We start from the raw sequence: 19,237 nt of genomic DNA on the forward strand, positions 1-19,237 counted from the left end.
ACCACCAAGCGCATCAAGGCCGCGACCGCGAACTGCTCACTGGAAAACCACCAGCAGAGCGGGGAATGCCACGTGCCCGCGCCCGCGATCCCGGCGGGCGAGGCCCTGGCGGCGATCGCCGCCTGGTGGGGCACGGACAGGACGGCGACGGCACCCGCACCTGACGCGCGGCTGGTCGCCGACGCGCAGGCCGCCGCCGCGACGCGGCGTCGCAACGGAGGTGAGCGACGATGAGCTGGTTCGCCCGCAGAAGGCAGGCTCGCCAGGCCGCCGCACGGCCCGCGTACGCGCGAGCCAGCGAGATCGCCGAGACCGCGATCGGCCGATACCTGGAGTTGCTCGTGTCCGGAATGGACCGAGACGCGGTTGTCGACTTCAGTGACGAGGACGCGGACCCGGCGATCGCGCGCAGCGCGGTGGCTTCGTTCGACGACGCGCTCAACGCCGGGGTGCCGCTGGAGACCGCCCGCGTGGGCGCCGTCGCCGAGGCGATCGCTACCGCCGCGCTGGAGGAGTTCCAGCGGGTGCGCGGCACACTCGGCGACGCCGCAGCCATCGAGGCCGTGAGCGGCTCGTCCTCGGTCGCTCGGAACGCGGTGACCAGTTTCGTGTCGGCGACCAGCGAGGACGTGCCGCCCGCACTGGCTGCCGTTACCGCGAGGACGACCGCGGCGATCACCGCCTTCGAGGAGTGGGACGCGCACCGCGAGGACGGTTCCGCACCGTATTCGTTCGACGATGAGCACGTCGGCGAGCCCGACGTCGACGACGGCGTGAACTGGGATGTCCGCTCCAGGACCGACATTCCCGAACGCGCGCCGGAGGCGGGCAGCTGGATCGACCGCAACCTCGGTCATGTCGCCGACACGTCCGAAGTCGCGGCACCGGGCCAGCCGCAGCACGTGCTCGCCGACGAGATTGCGTACGCGGCTATCGGCCGGTATCTGGAGCTGCGCGCGGACGGCGTGAGCGCCGACGACGCCGCGCACGCACCCGACGTGGTTGCGCATTCCCCGATCGCACGGCAGGCGGTGAGCCGGTTCGACTGGGCGGTTGAGAGCGGCATGCCCGTCGAAGCCGCTCGGGTCAACATCGTCGCCGGGATCGTCGCGCAGACCGCCATGAACGAATACCAGGCACTGCGCGACGGAGGCCTCGACGCCGAGGAGGCCGCGCAAGCGGCGGCGGGTGACTCACCGATCGCCCGCGACGCGGTCGAAACCCTGCTGGCACGTCTCGACATCGGCTGGCCGCTGGCCGAGGCGGAGGAAGCGGCGGCGAACAACGCGGTCTACAACGCGATGGCGCTGCCGGACCGCGAGCCTGTCGTCGAGCCGCTGCGGCTGTCCGACTTCACCGACGCCGATCTGGGCGCCGACGCGTGGGACCCGAACGCGACCGAGGTCGTCACCGAAGCCGCCGAGGCAAGCCACGCCGAGTGGTGGGCCGCCGTGCACGACCGGTACGAGCAGCTGGTCGACACCAGGATTGATGAGGCAGCGGCAGCCGACGACGCGTGGGAGCAGATCACCGCCGAGCGCGGGCCCGAGCCGCCGCGTCGTCCTTTCGGCGTGCACACCGACGACGACCTGGTCGGCGAGGCCGACGTCGACGACGCCGACTGGGCTTCCACGCCGCCGCCCTTTCCTGAGGTTCCCGAACGCGCCCCGGAGGCGGGCAGTTGGATCGCCCGCAATCTCCCCGACGCGCCGTCGCTGGCGGTGCCGGAGGACTACGAACCCGACGTGCTTTCCGCCGAGGACGACGAGTCAGAGCAGCTTGCCTACGACCGCGGTGACGACGATGCGGGTCTGTACATCGGCGGGGCCGACGCCATGACGGTGCGGGCGAGCAGGTCCGAGGCCGCGTTCGAGGTAGGCGACATCGTGCGCAACCGGCACACCGGCGAGGAGATGCGGATCAATTTCCGGCCGCAGGACTTCGAGCCGTTCTATTACGAGCGGGTCAGCCACGGCAGCAACGACGAACCCTTGCGCGAGCGCGACGCGGGCGATCGCTTGCAGGACATGATCGAAGCGGCCGATGACGAGGAGTCCGATTCCGACGATGACGCGGACAGCGATCCCGCTGGGCCAACGACTTCTGTGCCCGACGCCGACACGACGGAGGCGCTGCTCGGCCGGATCGACGAGTTGCTCAGCTCGCCGGAAGCGGAAGCCGCGAGCGGCATCGATGTGGAGCAGTTCGTGCCTGCCGCCGTCGGCGAGTCGAGCGGTGCACAGGCCTCTGCTGGCGCACTGGCGGCTGCTCGGCGGCTGCGTAGCGCCGAAGCCACGTTTTGGGCCGACGTCGACGGGCGCGAGCAGGCGCTGGTCGCCGAAGGTGCCGGGAAGGTCGATGCCGAGAACCGGGCCTGGAGCGACGCTCGCGACAACTGGCAGGCCGAGCCGTGGTCGGCAGTCCTGCCACGCAGGAACGACACCGCGGCCAAGGTTCCGCAGCCGGTCGAACGGTGCGCCCGCGCGGTCGATGACGCCGTCGTGGCGGTGTCACGCGTCGAGGTCGTCGACGACGAAGACGAGCACAGCGAACGCCTCGCGCGCTGGAGCGCCGAGGACGCCAAGGCCATCGACGCGGTCGACAGCGAGAGGGAGTGGGGGCAGTGATGGAAGCCAAGCAGGACCGTCCGGCGCGGACGGTGTGGGTGGCGGGGTTTCTGGTCGCGCTCGGCGCGGGAGTCGCCACGGCCCACGGCCTGTACGAGGTTTCGGCCGCAGCGAAGGTTCCGTCCGGGATCGCATGGCTCTACCCGCTGATCACCGACGGACTGGCACTGGTCGCCTACGTCTCGACGGCGAGGTTGTCAGGCTCAGGTCGCGCGTACGCCTGGTTCGTGGTCGTGCTCGCCGCCGGGCTGTCCGGACTCGCGCAGGCGGTGTACCTCGCTGGCGGGGTGGACGCCGCGCCCGCTGGTTTGAGGTTCGGTGTCGGCGCGTGGCCGGCGATCGCCGCCGCGATCGTGGCGCACCTTCTGTTCCTCCTCACCACCCACGGCGGCAAGGACGTCCAGGCGTCCAGTGGTACGGGAGCCGACACCGTCCAGCCGGAGCCTGTTCAGGCCGACGCCGTTCAGTCGCCGACCGTACAAGACTCGACTGTTCAAGACCTTCGGCTGGACGCGTCCGTCCAACCTTCGCGTCCAGCCGAAGGCGTCGCGGAGGTCGAGTCCGTACAACCGGAATCTGACGTCTCGGCGGAGCCGCACCCGTCAGATCCGAAGCGCGCCGCGGTGTCGCTGGCGTCGCCCGCGAAGGACCGAGCCCGTACCGCTGCCCGTCGCCACGCCGCGCACCACGGCGACCTCCCGACCGTCAGCCAGCTCATGGAGCTGGCCGAAGTGTCCCGAGGCACCGCAGGAACCGCCCTGCAGGAACTTCGCGAACAGCCCGCACAGCTCCACATCATCACCGAGAACACCCAGACCAGGAACCACCTATGAAGACCACCGACACCACCTCACGAAACGTCACTAAGAAGCCACCAATCAAGTCATCACCTCATCCACGCACCTCACGACACAGCCCCAAGACAAAGCCAAAGAAGAACGCACACCTATGCATCACGATCCGACGGGCCGGTGCGCCCTGGCGGGCGCCCGGTTCGCGACCCCCGCTGTTGATCTTGAAATCTGCCGAGTTGATCTCCGTTGGGGGTGGGACATGCTGACTGTGGCGAACGGATATTCGGTCCGGTACCTCACCGACGAGGTCGCCAAAGGCCGCGAGAGCTACTACACCGACGCGGTCACGGCGGGCGAGCCGCCGGGCCGCTGGTATGGCGGCGGCGCGGAGAAACTGGGCTTGACGGGGCTGGTCGACGAGCAGGACATGCGCGCGGTCTACGAGCAGTTCGTCGATCCGCGCGACGAGGCGTTCAAGGATCCGGCGCGGTGGGCCGAGGCGTCCACTTTGGGCCACACCGGCCGGAACTATCCAACGCAGGACGAGCTGTACACCGCCGCGTTGGACGCCGAGCCGGACGCCACCGGTGAACGCCGCGAGGAGTTGCGGTTGGACGCGGGCAAGCGCGCACGGAAAAACGTGGCCTTTTTGGACGCCACGTTCAGCGTTCAGAAGTCGGTCACGGTGTTGCACACTGCGTTCGAGGCGCAGCAGGTGAAGGCTGAACGAACGGCTGAACGCCTGGACGCGGCGCTCACGTCGGCGATGTCCGATGTGGACACCGACCCGGCGACGCTGGCGGAGTTGACGCGCCAGCGCGACGACGCGGCCACGGCGGCGGCGTCGTGGCGGGCACACCGCGACGCGGTCGAGGACGCGATCTGGGCGGGCAACCGCGCGTCGTTGGACTACCTGTCCGAGCACGCCGGGTACTCGCGCATCGGGCACCACGGCGGCGCGGCGGGCCGGTTCATCGACGCCCACGATTTGGTCGTCGCGTCGTTCTTCCAGCACGACTCGCGTAACCACGATCCGCAGCTGCACATCCACAACGCGATCCTCAACCGCGTGGAAGGCGCAGACGGCGTGTGGCGCACGCTCGACGGGCGCGCGCTGTATCTGCATCGCGGCGCCGCCGCCGCGGTGGGGGAGCGCACCACCGAGGAGCATCTCGCCAAAGCGCTCGGCGTGCGCTTCGCGACCCGCCCGGACGGCAAGTCCCGCGAGGTCGTCGGGATCGACGCGCAGGTGATGGATCTGTTCAGCTCGCGTCGCCGCGCGATCACGCGCAAGACGGCGACGCTGGTCGAGGCGTTCGAGGCGAAGTTCGGCCGCGAACCGAACAGCCTGGAGCTGGACCGCTTGCAGCGGCAGGCGACGTTCGCCACGCGCAAGGCGAAGTCGCATGACGGTGAGACGGTCGAGCAGCGGTTGCAGCGCTGGGACACGGAGTTGCGCGCGGAGGTCGCCGGCGGGCTCGCCGGGGTTGCGCGCGGCGTGCTCGATCTCGCGCACGAACCGCGCGAGGCGGCCGAGTGGTCACCGCAGGAGGTGCTCAAGACCGCGCTGGCGGACGTGCAGTCCACCAAGTCCGGGTGGACGGCGCCGGATCTGACGCGCGCGATCTCCGACGCGCTGCCCGATCACCTGGGCGACCTCGACGGTGCGCAGGTGTCGGCGCTGCTCGATTCCCTCACCGCCGAAGGCGTGAAGCTGGCGACACCGCTGGCCACCGACCGGCCCGGTGTCGCGGTGCTGCCCGAGGAATTGCAGCTGGCCAACGGCCGCTCCAGCTATGACGCGCCGGGCCGCACGCTGTACGCGACACCGGAGCATGTGCACACCGAGCGCGCGCTGGTCGCGTCCGCCGCGCGCGGCGGCGCGCCCGCGCTGGACGTGTCCGGTGTGGACGGGTTCGTCGCCGCGCTGGCCGAGGCGGGCGTGAACTTGGGCGTGGATCAGGCCGCGGCGGTGCGCGGCGTGCTCACCTCCGGCGCGGCGGTCGAGTCGCTGGTCGGCCCGGCGGGCACCGGCAAGTCGTTCGTGGTCGGTGCGCTGGCCAAGGCGTGGCAGGACCCGGAGCTGTGGGCGGGCACTCAGCGGCGGGTGGTCGGGCTGGCGGCCAGCCAGGTCGCCACCGACGTGCTCGCCGCCGAAGGGCTGACCGCGCGCAACATCACGCGCTGGCTGTCCGCGCAGGCCAAGCTCGCCGAGGGCTCCACTCACCCCGAGCACGAGGCGTGGCGGTTGAACGCGGGCGACCTGGTGGTGGTCGACGAGTCGGCGATGGCCAACACCGCCGATCTCGCGCGGATCCACCGTCATGTCGCCGACGCGGGGGCCAAGCTGCTGCTGACCGGGGACCACCGCCAGCTCGCCGCGGTCGGTGCGGGCGGTGGCATGGAACTGGTCGCCACAGCGGGCGCCGCGCACGAGCTGACCGAGGTGCGCCGGTTCACCGCCGAGTGGGAGCGGGCGGCGTCGCTGCGCCTGCGCGACGGCGACGAGGCCGTGCTCGCCGACTACCACAAGCACGGCCGGATTCTTGACGCCGGAACTCGCGAACAGGCCGAAGCCGCCGCCGGGAAGGCGTGGCTGGCCGACACGCTGGCGGGCAAGCACTCGATCCTGATCGTGGACACCAACGAGCAGGCCGCGCAGCTGTGCGCCGAGCTGCGCAACGACCTGGTCCGCCTGGGCAAGGTCGCCGACACGGGTGCGCCGCTGGCCGCGCAGGGAACCTGGGCCGGGGTCGGTGACCTGGTGCAGGCCCGCAAGAACGGCTGGGACCTGGCCGGTGTCGAGGGCAACCGGGAGGTGCCGATCAACCGCAAGCAGTACCGGGTGCTCGGCACCCGCGAGGACGGCGGCCTGGTCGTCGCTCGCGTGCAGGGACGCGAGGTCGGGAAGGAGGTACTGGGACAGCCGATCCAGCTGCCCGGCGACTACGTGGCCGAGCATGTCGCGCTCGGCTATGCCTCCACTGTCCACAGTGCACAAGGGTTGACGGTGGACACCTCGCACGCGGTGGTGACCGAGGCGACCGGGCAGGAAGCGCTCTACGTCGGCCTCACCCGAGGCCGCGACGGCAACACCGCGCACGTCACCACCGTCGCCGTGCCCGCCGACGCACCCGAGGGCGCCGCGCTCGCCGCGGTCCACCGGACCCCGGCGGCGGTGCTGGCCGGGACGTTCGAGGGCGCGGGCCCGCAGCGTTCGGCACTTCAGGAGGCCGCCGAGGACGCGGCCGACGCCGAGGCGATCCGCACGCCGGCCGAACTGCTCGCCGACGCCGCCGAGCTGGCCACCGCCGGGCGCACCGCCCGCTGGCTCGACGAGCTGGTCCGCGACGGCAAGCTCACCGACAACCAGCGGGCCTGTATCGCCGCCGAGGACGGCGCGCCGACGCTGGCGCGTCTGCTGCGCCGCGCGGAGCTGGCCGGGCACGACCCGCGACAGGTTCTCGAGGAGGCGGTCACCGCGCGCGGGTTCGACGGCGCCCGGCAGCTGACCAACGTCATCCACGGCCGCATCACGAAGGCGCACGAGTTCGACCCGGTGGGCGACACCTTCACCGAGTGGCTCCCACGCGTCGACGACGCCGCGTGGTCGACCTATCTGCGGGAGCTGGCAGCGGTCGCCGACCAGCGGCGGAGTCTGCTCGGCGAGCAGCAGGCCGACAATCCGCAGCAGTGGGCGATCGAGGCGTTCGGCCCCGTCCCCGACGACCTGGCCGAGCGCGCCGACTGGGCGCGCAGGGCCGGGATCGTGGCCGCGCACCGGGAACTGACCGGGCACGAGGACCCGGAGGCCGCGCTCGGCGCGGCACCGAAGTCCGGTCAGGTCGAGACCTACGCGTCGTGGCGCTCGGCGTGGCGCGCGCTCGGCCGCCCGGAATCCGGCCGCGACGAACTGGAGATGTCCGACGGGCAGCTCCTGGTGCGGGTGCGCGCCTGGGAACGGGAAAAGGCGTGGGGCCCGGAGTTCGTTGCCAACGAACTCGCCGGAACCCACCAGGCGCTCGACCAGCGTCGCCGGGACGCGGCGATGCGCCGCGCCGAGGCCGACGCCGCCGTCGACGACTCGGAGCGCGAGCGGCTCTTGCAGGAAGCCGACGAGGCCGACGCGCTGGCGGAGGTGCTCGCCACGCGGGCGACCGAGCTGGAGGCGGCCGACGAGGTGCGGGCCCAGTGGTACGCCCACACCGCCGAAACCCGCGCCGCCGCGGACCGCGCACGGGCGCAGCTCTCGGCCCGCGCGATCGGCGACGAGCCGGTCGAGGTGGTCACCGCCGAGGAATGGCTCACCACGCACGACGAGCACATGACCGCCGAGGACGGTTTCCGTGAGGTCACCGCCGAGCACGACCTCGCCGACGTGGCCGCCCAGCGCGACGTCGACACGAAGACCGCCGCCGAGCAGCACAAGGAGGACATCAGCGGCGAGACAGTCGAAACCGGTGTCGCTGACCTGCGTGACGTCGCCGCTTCCGAGGAGCCTGTGCTCGACTCGGAGCAGGTGCGGGTGCCCTCGGCGGCCGAGACCGCCGACACGGTCGACCGCGCACAGCGCGCGTTGCGGGAGATCGAGGCCCGCAGCGCCGCCGAGGCGGCGCAGTCCGCGGAGGAAGCGCAGGCAGGCGAGATGTATCGCCGCCAGGCCGTCGAGGCGGCCGAGGCGGCGCAGGTCGACGACCGGGTAGCGGTGCGATGACGCCGGGGTCAGCGCGTGGACTGCGCGGTGGCGTCGGCCATCGAGCGCACGTGCTGCCAGTACCGCAGGGCATCGCTTTGGGCCTGGTCGCGGTAGGACTGCTCGGCGGTCTTCCACGCCGCGGTGTCCCGCTGGTCCGGGGGCACCGCGACGTGCGCCCGCTCGCGGGGCACGCCGGCCGCGCGGTGCCACGCACCCTGCACCGGCCAGTCGTCGCGGACACCGAGCAGCCACGCCAAAGCGCGCCACGCGCCGTAGGCGAACTCCTGCTCGACCGGCAGAGCGGGCAGCGGGGACGCGCCGAGCCGCTGCCAGTCCAGCTCGGTCGGCGGCGGCATGGCCGCCGCCGCGCACAGCGCCACCCAGCTTTCCGCGCGGGCGTGCTCGAAGGTGACCGGCCAGCCGGTGCGCTCGGTCAACGGCGCGGACTCACCGAGCACCAGCCAGTCGAACACCGCGAGCGCGCCACGCTCACGCTGGTCGGCGAAACCCGCGCGGGCCAGCCGGCCCGCTACCCGGTAGCACTCCTGGATCGCGTCGACATCCGGCACAACCCAGTGCGGTAAGTCGTCGCTCGTCCCATCCATTGCCGCGGCCATGTTCTCGATGGTGACACGGACCACCGACAAAACAGCCGCTTCGGACGTGCCAAAAACCTGACAAACACCGCCCTCTGCGGGCGGAACTCGGAGCCGCCTGCGGCGGCGCTCTGCTGGACCGCTTCGCGGCCCGGCTTAGCACGGCCCATCTCACGGTAAAGGGGCGCATTCCGAAAACTTTTCGAGCGCGAAAAGCGTGCGCTCAAAAACTTTTCGGCCTGACCCCTTGACCGCGAGCCTCTCGGGCCGCGCACGGCGCCTAAGAGCGGTGACGGGGCAAGCCCGTCGCCCGCATATCGGGCCACGAAGAACAAAACCCCGACCAACCGAACCGATCACTCGCGAACGGGAGTCGACATGGCAACACCGAAGAAGACCAAAGAGCAGATCGCAGCCGAACAGTGCGGCATGACCATCGAGGAATGGCGGCGGGCCAAGCAGCTGGCGACCGCCGCCAAGGGTCGTGGCCGGCGTCCGGCGGGAACCGCTGGTGCCGAGACCAAGCTCGCGGGCTGGGGCGACGTCGATGGCCAGGCACAGCTGTTCGCGTGCGACGAGCAGGTGAACTGACCATGGGAATCTCGTATTGGGGCCCGTTCGCGGACGCTATCGGCGGTGGCGACGACCACGAAGGTTTCGCGAATCGGCAGATGCGGGACGGCCAGTGGTCCAACGGGGAGTGGTCGTCACGATTCCCGTCCGACGCGCATGTCGGGTTCCGCGCTGAGTGCACGTGTGGCTGGCACGGCGAGGAGCTGTTCCCGCCGACCGACGAAGGCGAGGAAGCCGCCGACGACGCGTGGTCCGAACAGCACCTGCAAGGCCTGATCGACGCCGAGGCACGTAAGCACTCGGTGCGTGCCGATCGGCTCCTGCGGTGGATGAAAGACGTCCGTCAGGCCGCGCTGAAGACCGAGCCTGATTCGAACGTGCTCGGCGGGGAGCGGCTGACGGAGAGGTCGCGAGGGTTCGGCGACGCACTGGAACAGCTCGGGAAGTTCCTGGAGCAGCAGGCACGGGAGCAGCGGTGAGCGCCCGTGCAGGGGAAGTGGCCGCCGTGAAAGCGACCCGCGACGACTACAACCAGGCGCTGACCGCGCGCGGTCACGCGATGCGCTGGCGGCTCGGCACGAACGCACTTCGGCGCGGACACGCCTACTTCTGGGAAGGCCGGTGCGTGCACTGCGGTGCCGAGATGAGCATCGGATCCGCCTGGAGCAGCTGCGGCGGTGTTCGCGACGCCCGCGATGTGGCGTGCAGCGGACCGGGAACCGCCGTGCTGACCGAGATCGAAACCGGCCGTTCCGCCGACTTGGTTGCGGCGGCCGTCGGCGAATTCCTGTGGGAGACCTCGCTATGACCGGACGATTTCGCGTGTTGGTCACCGGGTCACGTACCTGGACCGACACCACCGTGCACGGAACGGACTGACCTCCAACTTTCGAATTCCCAACCACAGAAAGGCTTTCCGATGTCCTTCACCAAACTCACCACCTACCGCAAGATCTTCATCCCCGGCGGCTTCGCGTTGCGTGGCGGTCTCCAAGTGACAGCGTCTGCGGGCACAAGCACGGTCACGATGGACTTGCCTCTGCTGTTCCTGTCCGACACCACGGCGATCGCACCCGTGGTCACCGGAGGTGAGGACGGGCAGAGCGTCAGCGTCCGGCTCGATGCCTGGCAGGCCGTCTACCTCCACGACACGACCATGGTGCTGCTGCCGCTCGTGGTGGCAAGCCAGGAACTCGCGGTGCGCATGCTCGTGGACTTCCAAGCTGACCAAGCCATGACGTGGACAGCGCCGACGGAACAGATCACGGCGTGGTGCCAACGCTGGGCCGACGCGCTCGCCCGCGAGCTGGCCTCGACTCCCAATCCTTCGTGCTAACCGAGAAGGACATTCGCAATCGGGCCAACGAGCAGCAAAGGAGGTGAACCCGATGATCCGCCAACTGCACCGACGTCTCGTGATCACGTTCCTGAGCGTCTGCCCGGAGGGCTGCTACAAGCATTTCCGCAATGGCAAGTGGGTCTGCTGCAAGTGCGGCGACGGCGCCTGATCGACACGGGTGTGGGGTCAGCGCCTATCTGACCCCACACCCGCCACCCAGCCTACGAGACCGCTTCGACCAGAAAGGACAGCCGATGATGTCCACCCTTACCGATCCCGAGCGGCAGTTCCTCGGCTGCCTCATGCGACTCCCGGCCGACAAAGCACGGCACCTGCTGGCGGGGATGCGCGCCGACGACCTGGCCGACCCCGTCGCGGAGTTCGTGCTCCAGCTCGCGATCGAACTGGTCGCGGCGGGCCAGCCTCCCGCCCCGGTCGCCTTGTTCGTCCACGCCGTCGACACCGGCCGCGCCGTCGGCGAGCACCGGCAGACCTGGCTCGGCGGATGGCTCGGCGAAACCTACAGCGATACCACCACACCCGCGCTCGCCCCGTGGCTCAAGACCGCCGTCCTGGAAGCTGCATGGCGCCGCGCACTCGGCACCCACGCCCGCCGCCTCGCTCACGCCGTCGACGGCAGTTCGGCCGACGTGCTGCGCGACGTCGCGGACGACACGGCCACGGTCGACGAACTCTGGGCCCGCTACCAGGCCGCGCTCGACCAGCCGACGCGACTTGAGTCCGCACCCGACCTCGACACGGAGGCCGCCTGATGAACCGCCCCACCCTGCCCGCCGAAGGCTGGCATGAACTGCGCGATCTCACTCGAACGAAAGGCATGTCATGACCGACTACAACCCGCCTGCGCAGCTGACCTGGACCCAGGAAGCAGAGCGCCTGCACGTCGCCGAGCACGACGGTGTCGTGTGGGCACTGGTCGCCCACTCCGTTCACCGCGGCAAGTCCGGCTGGTCCGGAACCGACGAATGGAATTTGCACCGCGCGCACCCCGACCCCGAAGACGTCGAGGCGACCATCGGCGACATGTCACTTGATCACGGCCGTTGGGTCGCCGGGCCACGGAAGATCGCCGCTGCGAAACGGATCGCCGCGTGGATCGCAACCAACTCCGCAGCCGCCGACCGCATGGTCCTCGACGAGATCGCCGCCGCCGCCGGAGTCGAAGGGACAGTCCGATGACCTTCACCCTCTACGACGAGTTCGCCGGGTTCGGCGGCTCCTCCCAGGGCGCGGCCGCGGTGCCCGGTGTCGAGCTGATGCTCGCAGCGAACCACAACCCGCTCGCCGTGGACGTGCATGGCATGAACTTCCCCGACGCCGACCACTACTGCGGGGACATCGCCAAGGCCGACATCGCCGGGTTCCCGCGCGCGGACCTGTTCTGGTCTTCGCCGTCCTGCCCGCCGTGGACGGACGCGCGCGGCGTGAAACGCGACTTCGACCGCTCGACCCAGGGCGTGCTGTTCGACTTCACACGCGGCCCGGTCGCCACCGACCCGAACGTCGCGCGTGCCCGCGCGCTGATGGAGGAAGTACCCCGCTACCTGCAGGCGATGCGCCGTAAGGGCAAGCCGGTGCTCGCCGGGGTCGTCGAGAACGTGGTGCAGGTCCGCAAGTGGGACGAGTTCGGCCGGTGGCGCCGCGAGATCGAGGCCGAGGGCTACCGCACCCGCCTGGTCGCCCTGAACGCGATGCACGTCCACGGCCCGGTCACCGGGCGCGTCGCTCAGTCCCGGAACCGGTTTTTCATGCCGTTCTGGCTCGCCGAACTCGGCCGCGACCCGGACTGGGATAAGTGGCTGCGCCCGCGCGCGTACTGCCCTGGCTGCGATCGCGTGGTGGACGCCATGCAGGTGTGGAAGCGGTCGGGCGTCGAGATGGGTGTCTACGGTGCCCGCAACGGCCAGTACGTGTACCGGTGCCCGAACTCCACGTGCCGTAACCACGTCGTCGAGCCCGAGGTGCTTCCCGCGGCGACCGTCATCGACTGGGCGCTGCCGCCGGGGCAGCGGATCGGGGAACGCGTCGACGGCAAAGGCCGCCCGGACCCGCTCGCCGACGCCACCCTCGCCCGCATCGAAGCAGGCCTGGCCAGGCACATGCGTCCGCTGATCGCACCGGCCGGTGGCACGTGGCGCCAGCACGCCACCGCGGTCGACGAACCCCTGCCGACCCGCACCACTACCGAAACCGACGGCCTGGTCGTGCCGCCGCTGGTGGTGCCGGTGGCCAAGCGCGCCGGAGTCGACACCGCCACCACCGTCGAGCAGCCGCTGCGTACCCAGACGTGCCGACGCGAGACCGCGATCGTCGTCCCGCCGTTCATCTCCCTCATGCGCGGCGGCGGCTCGAAAACCACCGCCTACCCCGTCGACGGGCCGCTGCCCACCGTCTCGGCGCAGGGCAACCACCACGGGCTCGTCGGCCCGCCGTCCGGGTTCGAGCACATGCTCGTCCGGCAGAACACCGCGCGCGGCAACCCCGGTCAGATGTGCACGCCGGTCACCGAACCTGTCCGCACCATCACCACGGCCGGACACCAGTCCCTCGTCGGCTGGCCCACCGACCGCGCCGTCGTCGACGACTGCACGTTCCGCATGCTCGCCACCCACGAGATCGCCGCCGGAATGGGCTTCCGCAGGGACTACAAGGTCAAAGGCTCCAAACGCGACCAGGTCCGCGGCTACGGCAACGCCGTTCCACCAGCCATGTCCGAAGTCCTCATCTCCGCACTCGTCGAAGCCATCAGCGGCGAACCGCTGAAGTAGTGAGCGTGACGCCTGGCGAAAGACAGTCAGGCGTCACGCTCAGTTCAGCTAGAAGAGCCTGAGCTGCAGCGGGTTTGGCGCCCCGTCGAGGCACCTCTTGCAGGTCACGGAGCTTTCAGTCGGCTGGATGCTACGAGGGTCCCATCCATTGAGCCCTGCGCCACAGGCGGGCAACTCTTTGTTGGTCATGAAGTGGACGGTGCCGGTGCGAGTCCGTCCCCGGGTGCTCGGCCCGACCTCGGACCCACCTGTCAGCGGCCCGGTCGGTGTCGTGGACGGGCTCGGTCGACGATGCGCGAGGTGACGGCGGAACGTCTCCAGCGGTTCCCGGTGGCTCGTGCGGGAGCTGCCAGACTGGTCGATCTCACGGGGGTGCATATGAGGAGCCTTTCCGTCGGGTACGGCAAGGCCCACCGTGACCGGTTTCACCCGATCTACCAGCATCAACCGGGTGAAACCGGTTGACATACCCCCGGCGAGGGGGATAACTTGAAGGTGACAAATCTGCAAGGCTGTACGGTGGGTTAGACTGTGTCTACAGTCCTAACCGCTCACTGTACCTGAACGTGCCTCACCCTCGCAAGGGGTTGTAGGCACGTTTTTTTGTTCCGACCTTCCGCGGCCTTGGCGCGGACTAACACCGACCACCATGCGTTAGAGATTTGGGCATGCACGGTCAGCCGATCGAAGCAGGAGCGCTGCGGTCGGCGAGCTGATACGTGATGGTCACCGTGCCTTGTCGAGGTCGACTGGGGTGAACCGCGTGCGGCTTGCTTGGTAGATGAATGGTCCGGGCACATCGAGACACTTTTCGATGTCACGCCATCGGCACATCACCACCTCAAGTTGCTCGAACTTTCCGTGGGCGTCAGCGCCGGCCAGGACAACCATCCGCACACGGTGTTCGCGGACTGCAGCAATCTCCCGGGTGTGCTGCTGGATGTTGCGATCTCGGGTGATCACAATCCACTGCCGACGGGCGATCTCAGGAAGCCACTCGACGTCCTTGGCGCCGGGTTGGATGGGGCATGGCAGCCGTCGCTTCTTGAAGCTGATGCCGCCCGGGTCGCCCGGAAAGGTGACGTCAGTGCGGAGGCTGGCCAGGACTCTGGCCAGGCCGAGCAAGTCAGCGTCGATGTAGAACCGAACCGTCGCCGCCTTAATACGCGGACTCACGCGGCAGGGGCGCTCTCGTAGCTAACCGCCCACCGGACGTCGCTGACGCTGATGCCGAAATCCTCCGCGACCTCGTTAATCGAGGCGCCCGCGTCGACCTGTTCCCACAGGACCTCAGTACTGATTCCCGCGACCGCCGGTTTGCCGAACCGGACGTCCGGCTGGATGAGAACGCTGGACTTCGGGTCGTCGTGTGGGCGCCAAGCTGAGACGATGCCGCTAACGTAGCGGAGCCGCTCGTAGTAGTCCTCGCCCGGAGCGGTCAACATCATCTGCCCGCCGACTGGCGCGACCAGGTAATACTCCAGATCTAGGTCAGCCGCTTGCTGAGCCTCTACGATCATCAGCTTGCCCTCGTGGGCGAACGCCTTTGCGTGCGCGAGGGGGTAAGGCACCCCGAGCTTTTCGCGCAGCTGCGCGATGAACTCGCGCAGTTCCTTCATCGGCACCTGGTGCTGGCGGCGGTATTGGCGGAGCCAGGCGCACTCGACGAACTCGGCCCAGGTCACGGGGAAGTGACCGCCCTTCCGGGTCTCGCGAACGATCGGCTCGTACAGCTTCCCTCGGCGTACACCGCCCTCGAGCCAGTAGTGGAGTGTGGTCGGCGGCACAGCGAGTAGCCGGGCCGCTTCAGCCTCGGCGTACATCTCCTGATCCAGAACCGTCACGCTCACATCGACAGAATCGCACAACGCGACGACCTGTGACTCTGCTATCGCTCGGATCACCCACACGGACTATGTGTCCACGACTGTCGAATAGACTAAAGCCCTGGTCAGGGCGCGGTTCGAGTGGTGTCTGCATCCGCCTGCCCATGAGCCTCAACCAGGTGCTTCCTGCCCGCCTCTTCGGCCTTGCTGACCCATCGTCCGCTGACGATTCCGCTGGCCCCGCATGTGCAGGTCCACTCACACTCCGGGTCCATCCGGTCAGCAAAGTCGTTGCCGGTCAGGTAACGGCCTGCGCTGATGGTTTGCTGCTCAGTCATGGTTGATCAGTCGCTCGAGCATGCTGGAGCGCTACGCGCCTGGGGCACGTGCCGCTAGGCGGCAGGGATGCATCGGGGTCCTCTGGTTAAGTTGGGCTTCTGGCTGAGGGGCGTAGGCGATCAATGGGGGCCACGATGGGTGCGAACGGCCATCGTGAATATCCAGGCAAGCCACTCCAGACACGTGCAGGGTCATGGCGACCAGGCATGGACGCTCAGAGTGGCGCCGACCAGCACTTTTGCAAGGCGGGGGTCAGGGGTTCGATTCCCCTCAGCTCCACTCGCACAACGAGCGGGATATGTCGGCACAATGCGCCGACATATCCCGCTCGTTTTGTTTGCGCAGACCTCAGCGGATGATCATGAACAACTGGTCGGCCGGGTCGACCTTGGCCATCAGGCGAGAGCCCGGTCGCAGGTCGGGTTCGGTCGCGCACTGGACCGTGGCTTCGAAGGGGACGAGGCCGGGGGCAGTCAGGCGAAGGTGGAGTTCGAGACCCTGAGATTCGGCCAACCGGATGGGGATGGCCGAGAGAATCTCGACCATTGCCGGGATCCCGGATTCGTGGAGATGGCGGACTTCGCGGGCTTGGCGAACGACCGTTTGCCGCATGACTCCTGGCGATCGGGATCGCCAGGAGTGTTGCCGCGCCGGCGACGATGGTCGTTGTCAGGTCGAGGCTGTCCGTGATGATGGCAGCGAAGAAAATACCGGGACCGATGAACAAGACCAGCGTGCCCAATGCGTAGACGACCGCTCGGGTGGCCAGGCTGTTCTGGGCACCGAGTCTTGTCGATGATTTCTGGGCGTAGCGGGGCATTCGCCGAAGCTACTGGCCGGGACCGCGGGTGCGGGACGGCAAGAGTGTCGTACCTGGCGGGCACAATGCCAGGCATGTCTCGACACCATGCCATCGACTACATCGAAATCACCGTCACCGACCTCGCCGACGCCAAGCGGTTCTATGGCGAGGCGTTCGGTTGGGAGTTCAACGACTATGGGCCCGGGTATGCCGGTATCCGCGGCGCCGAGGGTGAGGTCGGCGGGCTGCGGCAGGACGAAGAGACCAAGGCCGGTGGTCCGTTCGTGCTGCTCTACTCCGATGAACTCGACAAGTCCGCCGAAGCGGTGCGGAGTGCCGGCGGCCAGGTGGTGAATGGGCCTTACGAATTTCCCGGTGGCCGCCGGTTCCACTTCACCGACCCGAGTGGCAACGAGCTGGGCGTCTGGGCCGAGGCGTAGCCGTCACTTCGCAAACTGGGCGAGGTGGTTGTCGGAGCCGTCGAAGGTCCGGGTGCCGGTCAGGCGCAGTGAGTTGGCGGTGGTGAACGCCGGGGTGCCGCCGCCGAGTGCGATCGCGCCGATGATCAGGTGCAGCTCGTCGACGAGGTCGGCGGCGAGCAGGTCGTTCCAGAGGGTGTGGCTGCCGAAGACCAGGATGTCGCCGCCGTCGCCGCGCTTGAGGTCGGCGATGTGGGCGTGGGCTTTCGCGCGGGCGATGACCTCCGTGGTGTCGGTCCACGCTCCTGTCGGTTCCAAGCCCAGGGAGTCCGAGACGACGAGCTTGTCGATGGCGTTGTCGAGGCGGGAGATCTCTTGCTGGACCGGGCCGAAAGCCGGGTTGTCCGCGACGGCAGGCCAGAAGCCCTGGAACATCTCGAAGGTGCGGCGACCCAGCAGCAGAGTGTCGGCGGCGCGGAGGCGCTCGGCGTTGTAGGCGTCGAAGGCGCCGTCCATCGGGAGCGCCATGACGTTGCCGCCGGAGCCCTCGAAGTAGCCGTCGAGCGAGACGATGTTGGTGACGATGAGCTTGCGCATGGGGTTCTCCACTCTCTGCGGTGTGCTTACGAAGAGGTAGAGACAACGCTCATCGCGGATTCATCGGTCTCGTCGAAATCAGTCCGAAAAGATTTCTGGGAGGTCGAAGCCGGCGAGCACCTCGGGGCTGAGGAAGCTGGAGATCTCGGTGATCAGGCCGTCGCGCAGGCTCAGCACGTTGATGCCGCCGAGCGCGAACACGCCATCGGGACGGCGCATGTAGCCGGCGATCGCGAGCTGGCCGTTCGCGTGGATCGGCACCAGACGCCAGCTGTTGGCGAAGATGCGCTCGACCAGGAATCGGGTGACGTCTTCGCGTCCGTCGAACCAGACAGGAAGCGGCGGCATGGTGAAGCGGACGTCCTCGGCGAGCAGGTTGACGATCGCGTTGACGTCGGCTTTTTCCCAAGCCGCGACGAAGGCGTCGATCAGCTCGCGTTGCCCGTCTGGGCCAAGCGTGGACAGTTCGGCCTGCTGACTGCGTTCGGGGACGCGCTCTTCGACGGCTTTGCGAGCGCGTTGGAGTGCGCTGTTGACCGCGGCTGGGGTCAGCTCCAGGATTTCCGCGGTCTCGGCGGCCGAGTACTCGAGCACCTGACGCAGGATCAGCACCGCGCGCTGGGTGCTCGGCAGATGCTGGAGCGCGGCGATGAACGCCAGCTCGACACTTTCGCGTCGCAGGTAGCTCGCCGATGGGTCGTCTTCCCATGGCTCCAGCCACGGGCCGGGCTGCGGTTCGCCCAGGTCAGCGGTCTCGCGGCGGGCTGGGCTGTGGTCAGGGGACAGCACGCGGGGTGGACGTTTGGCGCTGAGCCTCAGGCAAGCGTTGGTGCAGATCCGGTACAGCCAGGTGCGCAGTGAACTCCGTCCTTCGAAGCTCGACAGTCCGCGCCAGGCGCTGAGCAGCGACTCCTGCAATGCGTCCTCGGCGTCGTGCGGTGAGCCGAGCATGCGGTAGCAGTGCGCGGTCAGCTCGCCGCGGAACTCCGCCACCAGCTGGTCGAACGCGTCACGGTCGATGTCCACGAGCGCCGATCCTAGCGAAACTATTTCGTTATCCAACCCGGGAACCTCCGTGGGGGACGGGCGTCTTTATGGGTGTTGAAGCGCTGAGGGGGAAAGCGCCGAAACCGCCAAAACTGGGGAAATCCAATTCATGCGGGGCTACCCGTATGCCTATTAACTGGGGAATTGAAATGATTCGCAAATCTGTCGTCATTGCCGGTATGGCCGCTGGCTTCGCTCTGCTTTCGCCGGTCGCGGCGTTGGCGGGCGACCAGGGCGTCGACCACAAGCTCACGATCAGCGTCAGCGGTAGCACCATCACTTTGCACGGCACCTGCGCCAAGCCCAACGAGCACGCCGAGGGCAACTACGGTGTTCCGAACGGCCACGAGCCCTTTGGCGCCGGGACCATGAAAGCGAATGGCATCAAGCAGAGCATTTCCTTCAAGGGAGTCAAGCCGGGCAAGTACATCGCGTGGATGTTCTGCGACAGCGACGGGGAAGGTTCGCAGGGCACGATCAACTCCAAGCAGGTCGCCTTTACTGTTGCCGCGCCGAAGCCGGCCGCCGAGACCAAGGCTCCGCAGGTTGCCGAAAAGCCCAAGGGTGCTCCGCAGACCGGTGGTGGCGCGGAGGCCGCCAATGACGCCGGAATCGGCACCGCCGCCTTGGGTGCCGGGGCCGCGCTGGCGCTTGGTGGCGGTGGTTTCTTCGCGCTGCGCAGGCGTGCCAGCCGTCGTTGAGTCGAAACACAGAGAAAAGCCGCCCGGAGCACGGGCGGCTTTTTCTTTTCTATCGATGCGCCGATAGCCGTTCGAAAGAGTGCTGCGCGACC

At 68.6% G+C, this 19,237-nt stretch carries 19 protein-coding genes; 13 read left to right on the forward strand and 6 right to left on the reverse strand.

Going from position 1 to position 19,237, the window contains the following annotated elements:
• From ACFV15_RS04035 to mobF, 4 genes are all read left to right on the forward strand, one after another.
• Nucleotides 1-234, forward strand: a 234-nt coding sequence (locus ACFV15_RS04035; protein ID WP_378348640.1) for a hypothetical protein, incomplete at its 5' end; no start/stop codon positions are given.
• Nucleotides 231-2,627 (forward strand): hypothetical protein, encoded by a 2,397-nt coding sequence (locus tag ACFV15_RS04040; protein WP_378348641.1) that lies wholly within the window; start codon nt 231-233, stop codon nt 2,625-2,627. The genes ACFV15_RS04035 and ACFV15_RS04040, both read left to right, overlap by 4 nt.
• Entirely contained in the window at nt 2,627-3,460 is an 834-nt protein-coding gene (locus ACFV15_RS04045) for a hypothetical protein (protein ID WP_378348642.1), read from the forward strand. The genes ACFV15_RS04040 and ACFV15_RS04045 overlap by 1 nt, the downstream gene beginning before the upstream one ends.
• Nucleotides 3,461-3,680: 220 nt before the next feature.
• The gene (mobF, locus tag ACFV15_RS04050) at nt 3,681-8,135 is read left to right on the forward strand and encodes a MobF family relaxase (protein ID WP_378348643.1); all 4,455 of its coding nucleotides are present in this window, start codon (nt 3,681-3,683) and stop codon (nt 8,133-8,135) included.
• A gap of 8 nt (nt 8,136-8,143) precedes the next feature.
• Here the strand turns inward: mobF and ACFV15_RS04055 are convergent, their stop codons facing one another.
• Entirely contained in the window at nt 8,144-8,734 is a 591-nt protein-coding gene (locus ACFV15_RS04055) for a hypothetical protein (protein ID WP_378348644.1), read from the reverse strand.
• Between the two features lie 357 nt (nt 8,735-9,091).
• On the opposite strand from ACFV15_RS04055, the gene ACFV15_RS04060 reads away from it, so the two are divergent.
• The 7 genes from ACFV15_RS04060 (at nt 9,092) to ACFV15_RS04090 (ending at nt 13,414) form a co-directional block, all read left to right on the forward strand.
• A complete protein-coding gene (locus ACFV15_RS04060; protein ID WP_378348645.1) occupies nt 9,092-9,304 on the forward strand; it encodes a hypothetical protein in 213 nt (70 codons plus the stop codon).
• Nucleotides 9,305-9,306: 2 nt separating this feature from the next.
• A complete protein-coding gene (locus tag ACFV15_RS04065; RefSeq protein ID WP_378348646.1) occupies nt 9,307-9,765 on the forward strand; it encodes a hypothetical protein in 459 nt (152 codons plus the stop codon).
• Nucleotides 9,762-10,094: a hypothetical protein gene (locus ACFV15_RS04070; RefSeq protein ID WP_378348647.1), complete on the forward strand. Its 333-nt coding sequence runs from the start codon at nt 9,762-9,764 to the stop codon at nt 10,092-10,094. Before ACFV15_RS04065 ends, ACFV15_RS04070 begins: the two co-directional genes overlap by 4 nt.
• 111 nt (nt 10,095-10,205) lie before the next feature.
• A complete protein-coding gene (locus tag ACFV15_RS04075; protein ID WP_378348648.1) occupies nt 10,206-10,622 on the forward strand; it encodes a hypothetical protein in 417 nt (138 codons plus the stop codon).
• Nucleotides 10,623-10,879: 257 nt separating this feature from the next.
• Entirely contained in the window at nt 10,880-11,398 is a 519-nt protein-coding gene (locus ACFV15_RS04080; RefSeq protein ID WP_378348649.1) for a hypothetical protein, read from the forward strand.
• A gap of 70 nt (nt 11,399-11,468) precedes the next feature.
• Nucleotides 11,469-11,825 carry a hypothetical protein gene (locus tag ACFV15_RS04085; protein WP_378348650.1) on the forward strand — a complete coding sequence of 119 codons (357 nt, stop codon included), beginning with the start codon at nt 11,469-11,471 and terminating at the stop codon, nt 11,823-11,825.
• Nucleotides 11,822-13,414: a DNA cytosine methyltransferase gene (locus ACFV15_RS04090; protein ID WP_378348651.1), complete on the forward strand. Its 1,593-nt coding sequence runs from the start codon at nt 11,822-11,824 to the stop codon at nt 13,412-13,414. Before ACFV15_RS04085 ends, ACFV15_RS04090 begins: the two co-directional genes overlap by 4 nt.
• Before the next feature lie 726 nt (nt 13,415-14,140).
• Here ACFV15_RS04090 and ACFV15_RS04095 read toward each other — a convergent pair.
• From ACFV15_RS04095 to ACFV15_RS04105, 3 genes are all read right to left on the reverse strand, one after another.
• On the reverse strand, nt 14,141-14,590 hold the full coding sequence (locus ACFV15_RS04095; RefSeq protein ID WP_378348652.1) for a hypothetical protein: 450 nt from the start codon (nt 14,588-14,590) through the stop codon (nt 14,141-14,143).
• A complete protein-coding gene (locus ACFV15_RS04100; protein WP_378348653.1) occupies nt 14,587-15,264 on the reverse strand; it encodes a DUF433 domain-containing protein in 678 nt (225 codons plus the stop codon). Before ACFV15_RS04100 ends, ACFV15_RS04095 begins: the two co-directional genes overlap by 4 nt.
• 663 nt (nt 15,265-15,927) lie before the next feature.
• Nucleotides 15,928-16,191: a hypothetical protein gene (locus ACFV15_RS04105; protein WP_378348654.1), complete on the reverse strand. Its 264-nt coding sequence runs from the start codon at nt 16,189-16,191 to the stop codon at nt 15,928-15,930.
• Nucleotides 16,192-16,473: 282 nt separating this feature from the next.
• Between ACFV15_RS04105 and ACFV15_RS04110 the strand changes: the two genes are divergently transcribed.
• Nucleotides 16,474-16,821, forward strand: a complete 348-nt coding sequence (locus tag ACFV15_RS04110; RefSeq protein WP_378348655.1) for a VOC family protein — start codon at nt 16,474-16,476, stop codon at nt 16,819-16,821.
• Between the two features lie 3 nt (nt 16,822-16,824).
• Here the strand turns inward: ACFV15_RS04110 and ACFV15_RS04115 are convergent, their stop codons facing one another.
• Together ACFV15_RS04115 and ACFV15_RS04120 are read right to left on the reverse strand one after the other, a co-directional pair.
• On the reverse strand, nt 16,825-17,397 hold the full coding sequence (locus ACFV15_RS04115) for a dihydrofolate reductase family protein (protein WP_378348656.1): 573 nt from the start codon (nt 17,395-17,397) through the stop codon (nt 16,825-16,827).
• Nucleotides 17,398-17,475: 78 nt separating this feature from the next.
• A complete protein-coding gene (locus tag ACFV15_RS04120) occupies nt 17,476-18,423 on the reverse strand; it encodes a sigma-70 family RNA polymerase sigma factor (protein ID WP_378348657.1) in 948 nt (315 codons plus the stop codon).
• Nucleotides 18,424-18,593: 170 nt separating this feature from the next.
• On the opposite strand from ACFV15_RS04120, the gene ACFV15_RS04125 reads away from it, so the two are divergent.
• Nucleotides 18,594-19,145: a hypothetical protein gene (locus tag ACFV15_RS04125; protein WP_378348658.1), complete on the forward strand. Its 552-nt coding sequence runs from the start codon at nt 18,594-18,596 to the stop codon at nt 19,143-19,145.
• The last annotated feature ends 92 nt before the right edge of the window (nt 19,146-19,237 follow it).

The sequence above is a fragment of the Amycolatopsis sp. NPDC059657 genome, from assembly GCF_042734395.1.
Taxonomy (GTDB): Bacteria; Actinomycetota; Actinomycetes; order Mycobacteriales; family Pseudonocardiaceae; genus Amycolatopsis.

Excerpts from the sequence above, each read along its gene's own strand:
- ACFV15_RS04040 (WP_378348641.1), top strand. The coding sequence starts at position 231 with ATGAGCTGGTTCGCCCGCAGAAGGCAGGCTCGCCAGGCCGCCGCACGG.
- ACFV15_RS04045 (WP_378348642.1), top strand. The coding sequence starts at position 2,627 with ATGGAAGCCAAGCAGGACCGTCCGGCGCGGACGGTGTGGGTGGCGGGG.
- mobF (WP_378348643.1), top strand. The coding sequence starts at position 3,681 with ATGCTGACTGTGGCGAACGGATATTCGGTCCGGTACCTCACCGACGAG.
- ACFV15_RS04055 (WP_378348644.1), bottom strand. The coding sequence starts at position 8,734 with ATGGCCGCGGCAATGGATGGGACGAGCGACGACTTACCGCACTGGGTT.
- ACFV15_RS04060 (WP_378348645.1), top strand. The coding sequence starts at position 9,092 with ATGGCAACACCGAAGAAGACCAAAGAGCAGATCGCAGCCGAACAGTGC.
- ACFV15_RS04065 (WP_378348646.1), top strand. The coding sequence starts at position 9,307 with ATGGGAATCTCGTATTGGGGCCCGTTCGCGGACGCTATCGGCGGTGGC.
- ACFV15_RS04075 (WP_378348648.1), top strand. The coding sequence starts at position 10,206 with ATGTCCTTCACCAAACTCACCACCTACCGCAAGATCTTCATCCCCGGC.
- ACFV15_RS04080 (WP_378348649.1), top strand. The coding sequence starts at position 10,880 with ATGATGTCCACCCTTACCGATCCCGAGCGGCAGTTCCTCGGCTGCCTC.
- ACFV15_RS04085 (WP_378348650.1), top strand. The coding sequence starts at position 11,469 with ATGACCGACTACAACCCGCCTGCGCAGCTGACCTGGACCCAGGAAGCA.
- ACFV15_RS04090 (WP_378348651.1), top strand. The coding sequence starts at position 11,822 with ATGACCTTCACCCTCTACGACGAGTTCGCCGGGTTCGGCGGCTCCTCC.
- ACFV15_RS04105 (WP_378348654.1), bottom strand. The coding sequence starts at position 16,191 with ATGCGGCAAACGGTCGTTCGCCAAGCCCGCGAAGTCCGCCATCTCCAC.
- ACFV15_RS04110 (WP_378348655.1), top strand. The coding sequence starts at position 16,474 with ATGTCTCGACACCATGCCATCGACTACATCGAAATCACCGTCACCGAC.
- ACFV15_RS04115 (WP_378348656.1), bottom strand. The coding sequence starts at position 17,397 with ATGCGCAAGCTCATCGTCACCAACATCGTCTCGCTCGACGGCTACTTC.
- ACFV15_RS04125 (WP_378348658.1), top strand. The coding sequence starts at position 18,594 with ATGATTCGCAAATCTGTCGTCATTGCCGGTATGGCCGCTGGCTTCGCT.